The following is a 6,421-nucleotide window of genomic DNA, read 5'->3' on the forward strand; positions in this document are numbered from 1 at the left end:
CATGCCGCTCGACAAGATGCCGGGCCAGAACCCCACCCAAAGCCCCACCCGCACCCGTGATCAACACCGTGCCACGATCCCAACGCGGCCCCCCCTGCCCACTCTCCACGGAAACCGTCCGCGACAACCGGGGAACCAGCACCCCGCCGTCGCGCAGGGCAAGCTGTGTCCTGCCGGCCGCCAGCGCCGCCCGAACCAGCGCGGCGTCGAAGAACGCGCCATCGATGTCCACGACGGCGAAGCGTTCCGGATGCTCCGTGATCGCCGAACGCAGCAGACCCCACACACCGGCCTGCTCCAGGGAACGCACCGCCTCGTCACCGATCGCCACGGCTCCGCGCGTGAGGACCACAAGGCGCGACCCGGCGAACCACTGTTCCTCCAGCCACCGCTGAGCCACCGTCAGCACCCTGTGCAGCGTGTCCCGGGTGGCGGCCACGACGTCGTCGTCATCGGCGTGAGCGGCGAACGGCAGCAACACGGTCTCGGGGACGGGCGCCCCCGCGTCGACGGCTCGGGCCAGCTCGGCCAGATTCGGGTACGCCACCGCCGTACCGCCCAGGGCGGCGGCCGTGGCGTCGTCGCCCAGGACGGCCCAGCCGCCGGGTTCCGTAACGGTCGCCGCGCCTGTTCCGGAACCACTGTCAACACCGGTCTCCACGCCCGCCGAGGCGACCCACTCCACCCGGAGCAGCCCATCGCCCGCGCCGCCTGAAGCCGTGGTGAGCGTCTCCCGGATCAGCGGTCGCAGCGCGAGCGAGCCGATGGTGGCCACCGGGGCGTCGAAGCCGTCCGCGACGGTCAGGGAGACCGTCTCGTCGCCCGTCCACGTCAGTCGCACCCGCAGTACCGCGGCGTGGGCCGCGTGCAGCGTCACGCCCGTCCAGGCGTACGGCAGCATCGGGCCACGGCTGTCATCGGCGGTGACGCCCGGCAGCAGGGGGTGCAGCGCGGCGTCCAGCAGGGCGGGATGCAGCAAGTAGGCGCCGGCGGTCGTGCGCTGCTCCTCGTCGAGCGCCACTTCCGCGAAGATCTCGCCGTCGCCGCGCCAGACGCGCCGCAGTCCGCGGAAGGCGGGCCCGTAGTCGTAGCCGTGCTCCTCCAGGCGGTCGTACACCCCGTGCAGCGGCACCTCCTGGGCGGCTGCCGGCGGCCACGCCGACGACGGCTCGGCAGCGGGCCGGTCGCCGTCCGGGGCGAGGATGCCCTCGGCGTGCAGGGTCCATGCCTGGTCGGGCTCGGTCTCCGGGCGCGAGTAGACGGCCAGACGGTGGTGGCCGGAGTCGTCCGCGGCACCGACCACCACCTGGAGCCTTACGCCACCCCGCTCCGGCAGGAGCAGCGGCGCCGAGAGCGTCAGGTCCTCGACGCGCCCGCAGCCTGCCTGGTCGGCGGCGCGCAGCGCGATCTCCACAAGAGCCGTGCCCGGCAGCAACGCCGTGCCAAGGACGGTGTGGTCGGCGAGCCATCCGTGCGTCTCCCGCGACAGACGTCCGGTGAACACGGTTTCGTCGCGGTCGGCCAGGCCGAGTGCCGCGCCGAGCAGCGGGTGGTCCGCCGGGGCGAGGCCGAGTCCGGAGGCGTCACCGGTCCCGGCGCGTCCCTCCAGCCAGTAGCGCGAGCGCTGGAAGGCATACGTCGGCAGGTCCGTCCGCCGGGCGCCAGGCAGCAGCGCGGACCAGTCGGGCGCATGCCCGCGCATGTGCGCCATGGCCAGCGCGGCGGCGACCGTCTCGGCCTCGGGGCGGCCGGCGCGCAGCAGCGGGACGAGGGCTCCCGCAGGGGTGGTAAGGCAGTCCTGGACCAGCGCCGTGAGTACTCCGTCGGGGCCGATCTCCAGGTAGTCGGTGACACCCTCGCGCTCCAGGAAGGCCACTCCGTCGGCGAACCGGACGGCCTCGCGGATGTGGCGGGCCCAATAGTCCGGCGAGCGCAGCTGCTCTGCGGTGGCCCGTACGCCGGTGAGGTTGGAGACAACAGGGATGCGGGGCTCGTGGAACGTCAGGTCCGCCACCGCGTCCCGGAACTCGTCGAGGATCTCGTCCATGTGCGGGGAGTGGAAGGCGTGGCTGACCGCCAGCCGCCGGGTCTTGCGGCCCCGGGCCTGCCAGTCGGCGGCGACGCGCTCGACCGCGTCCTCGTTCCCGGAGACGACGGTGGCCAGTGGACCGTTGACGGCCGCGATCACGACGGTGTCGTCCAGGCCGGCCAGGGAGTCGCGGACCTCCTGCTCCGCGGCCTGAAGGGCGGCCATCGCACCGCCTTGCCGGGCGGACTGCATCAGCGTGCCGCGCGCGGCCACCAGGGTGCAGGCGTCCGCCAGGTCCAGCACCCCGGCGAGATGGGCCGCTGTGACCTCGCCGATGGAATGGCCGAGCAGATGGTCGGGGACCAGGCCGTAGTGCTCCACCAGCCGGTAGAGGGCGGTCTCCACGGCGAACAGGGCGGCCTGGGTAAAGGCCGTCTGGTCCAGCAGGTCCGAGTCCGCGGAGTCCGCGGGCGCGAAGAGGACCTCCTTCAGCGGTCGGCCCAGGCGCGTGCCGAACTGGTCGAATACCGCGTCCAGGGCCTGGGTGAAGACGGGCGAGGCGCCGTACAGCTCGCGGCAGACGCCGAGCCGCTGGCTGCCCTGGCCGGTGAGGAGGAACGCGATCCCTCCGCTGGGGCTCGTGTCGGCCCGTACCACGGTGGGCGGTGTGTCGCCTCGGCCGAGGGCGGTCAGGGAGCGCAGCAGGCCCTCCCGGCCGGTGCCCACGACCGCGGCCCGGTGCCGCATCTGCGTCCGGGTCGTGGCCAGGGAGAACGCCACGTCGGCGAGGCGCAGTTCGGGGTGCTCGGTCACGTGGGTGTGCAGCCGTGCGGCCTGGGCGCGCAGCGCCGTCTCGTCCGCTGCGGACACGATCCATGGCACGGCGACGCCGGTGACGGCTTCCTCGTCGGCCCGGGGCTCGACGGTGGCGTCGGGTCCCTGCTCGATGATGACGTGCGCGTTGGTCCCGCTGACGCCGAAGGACGAGACGCCGGCGCGGCGGGGCCGGTCGTCGGGTTCGGGCCACGGCTGTGGTTCGGTCAGCAGCCGGACCGCTCCGGCCGACCAGTCGACATGCGAGGTGGGCTCGTCGACGTGGAGGGTTCTCGGCAGCGTGCCGTGCCTCATGGCCTCGATGACCTTGATGACACCGCCGACGCCCGCGGCGGCCTGGCTGTGGCCGATGTTGGACTTCAGCGAGCCGAGCCACAGCGGCTGGGCCGCGGTGCGGTCCTGCCCGTACGTGGCGAGCAGCACCTGCGCTTCGATGGGGTCGCCGAGGGCGGTCCCGGTCCCGTGCGCCTCGACAGCGTCCACGTCCCGGGGCCGTAGGCCCGCGTTGGCCAGGGCTTGCCGGATGACCCGTTCCTGGGACGGGCCGTGCGGTGCGGTCAGTCCGTTGCTGGCCCCGTCCTGGTTGACGGCGGAGCCCCGCAGGAGGGCGAGGATCCGGTGGCCGTTGCGGCGGGCATCCGACAGGCGTTCGAGCAGCAGCAGTCCCACGCCCTCCGCCCAGGCGGTGCCGTCGGCCGACTCCGCGAAGGGGCGGCAGCGGCCGTCGGGCGACAGGCCGCGCTGCCGGGAGAACTCGACGAAGGTGGCGGGGCTCGGCATCACGGTGACTCCGCCCGCCAGGGCGAGGTCGCACTCGCCCTGGCGCAGGGCGCCTGCCGCCAGGTGCAGGGCCACCAGAGACGAGGAGCAGGCCGTGTCCACGGTGACGGCCGGGCCTTCCAGGCCGTAGCTGTAGGCGATGCGTCCGGAGACGACGCTGGAGAGGTTGCCGACCAGCAGGAAGCCCTCGAACTCCTTGGACGCGCCGACGAGTCGTGCGGCGTAGTCGTCGTGCATGGCGCCGGCGAACACGCCCGTACGGCTGCCCTTGAGGGTCACCGGGTCCAGGCCCGCGTTCTCGAAGGCGTGCCAGGCGGTCTCCAGGAGCAGGCGCTGCTGCGGGTCCGTGGCCGTGGCCTCGCGTGGAGACATGCCGAAGAACGCCGGGTCGAACTGGTCGGCGTCGTGCAGAAAACCGCCGTGCCGGGTGTACGACGTCCCCACCTGCTCGGGGTCGGGACTGTACAGCCCCTCCAGATCCCAGCCGCGGTTGTCGGGGAACTCGCTGATGGCGTCCACGCCGTCGGCGACCAGTCGCCACAGGTCCTCGGGCGAGGTCACCCCACCCGGGTAGCGACACGCCATGCCCACAATCGCGATCGGCTCGTCCGGATCGGACGGGACCACCGCGGCGGGAGCCTGTTCGGCGGTACCGCCGAACAGCACACGGAGCGTCTCGTGTGCCAGCGCGCGCGGCGTGGGGTGGTCGAACAGCACCGTCGGGGGCAGCTTCGACCCCGTGACCTCGCACAGCCGGTTGCGGACCCGGATCGCGTCGGCGGAGTCCACGCCGAGGGACCGGAACGCCTGGTCCGCGTCCATGGTCGTCACGGACGGCCCGATCTGTGCGGCGACGACGTCCGTCACGAGGCGTACGGCTTCCTCGACGCGTTCCGCCGGGTCGCACCAGCGCAGCCGTTCCCGCAGTCCGGTCGCGCCCGGCCCGTCGTCCGCGGTGCCCCGATGGAGCCGGTAGGGCGGCAACGTGACGCGTCGGGAGTCGGGAAGGACCGTGGCCCAGTCGGGAGCCACGCCATGCAGGTGCGCTTCGGCCAGGGCGCGTACGTAGCGGTCGTGGTCCGCTGCATCACGGCGCATCGGTTCGATGACGACCACGTCCCGGCCGATGTGCGCCGCGGTCTCCTCGATCGACAGGGTCAGCACCGGGTGCGGACTGATCTCCACGAACACCCGGTGGCCCTGCCGGAGGAGTTCCTCGGTGACGTTCTGGAAGCGAGCGGGCTCCCGCAGGCTGACGAACCAGTGCTCGGCGTCCAGGTTCCCGGTGTCCAGCGGATCGGTCGTGGTGGAGGTGTAGACCGGGATCTCGGTGGCGCACGGCCGGACGGCTGCGGCTTCGCGTACCAGGTAGTCATGGACGGGCTCCATGTACCGCGAGTGCCCGGCGATACCGATGGGCAGCAGCCTGGCCCGCACGTCCTGGGCACGCAGCCGTTCCAGCAAGGCCGCCGCGGCCTCGGACGAGCCGGCCACGACCGTCGACCGCGGACCGTTGACCACCGCGATGTCCAGGTCCAGCCCCCACTCGGCGACCAGGTCGGCCGTCTGCTCGGCGGTGAGTGCCACGGCGACCATCTCGCCCTGTCCTTGAATGCGTGCCAGGGCCTTGCTGACCGCTGCGACCAGCCTGGCACCGTCCGCGAGGGACAGACCTCCGGCGGCGGTCACCGCCGCGATTTCGCCGAAGCTGTGTCCCACCACCGCGGTCGGCGTGATGCCGTTCGACCGCCACAGTTCCGCCAGCGAGACCATGACCGCGAACAAGGCGGGCTGGATCACTTCGACGCGTTCCAGCGGGAGGGCGCCGAAGAGCGCATCGTCCAGCTCGAAGTCGATGAAGGGCCGCAGCGCGCTCCCGCACTCGGCCAGCTTCTCCCGGAAGACCGGTGCCGTCGCCGAGAGTTCGCGGGCCATACCGATCCACTGTGCGCCCTGCCCGGGGAAGACGAACACGGCGCCGTTGCGACCAGGCTCTCCGTGTACGTCGGTGCCGCTCAACGATCCCGCGGCCACCGCCCGCAGCGCCGCGACGGCCGAATCCCGGTCCGCCGTGTCGATCAGTGCCCGGTGCGACCAGACGGTGCAGGCGGTGGACAGTGTGAACGCGGTGTCGGCGAGGGAGATCTCCGGGTGGTCCAGCAGATGGCCCACGAGGGCGTCGGCGCGGGCCCGCAGGCCGGTCGGGCTGTGGCCGGACAGCAACAGCGGTACCGCAAACGGGGATTCGGAGTCCGGCGAACCAGAGCGGAAACGGGGTTCGAGAGCCCGCAGGTACGCCGACCGCTCGTCAGGGTTCGCGGGGAGTGAGTCATAGGTCTCAACGGCGGGCGCTGCCAGGGCCAGTGCGACGGCGACCGCATCGGCCTTCTGGTGTACGACGACCATCGCCGGACTCTCACCGCGCAGGCACTCCTCGGCGACCGCGAAAAGATCCTCGCCCTGCGGCGACCGCACCTCCACACCGACGGTCAGGTCCCATACCGACTGGCTTTCCGGGTCCGTCTCAGCGAACACGATCACCGGGCGAGAAGCCGACGGCACGATCCCGGCGTCCTCGACAGCCCTCCAGACGATTGCCGCGGCCGAATCGAGATCTTCGCCGTGTGCGATACCGACGACAACGGCATGATGAGTTCCCTGTGCCACGAAACAGCAACTCCCCTTAGAGCTTGTAACACGATCTTGTGCTCTCGGAGGCTGGACCGCTGATGCCGGGCTGCGCACCTCCCCGTGATACTTGGACGATGGACAGCTACG

1 protein-coding gene is annotated in these 6,421 nt (G+C 72.1%); it reads right to left on the minus strand.

Translation table 11 applies throughout. The features are described from left to right. Positions 1-6,184, minus strand: a 6,184-nt coding sequence (locus ACZ4UU_RS44980) for an acyltransferase domain-containing protein (RefSeq protein ID WP_471909252.1), incomplete at its 3' end; no start/stop codon positions are given. Positions 6,185-6,421: the final 237 nt, after the last annotated feature.

The sequence above is a fragment of the Streptomyces sp. NPDC028907 genome (assembly GCF_055564995.1).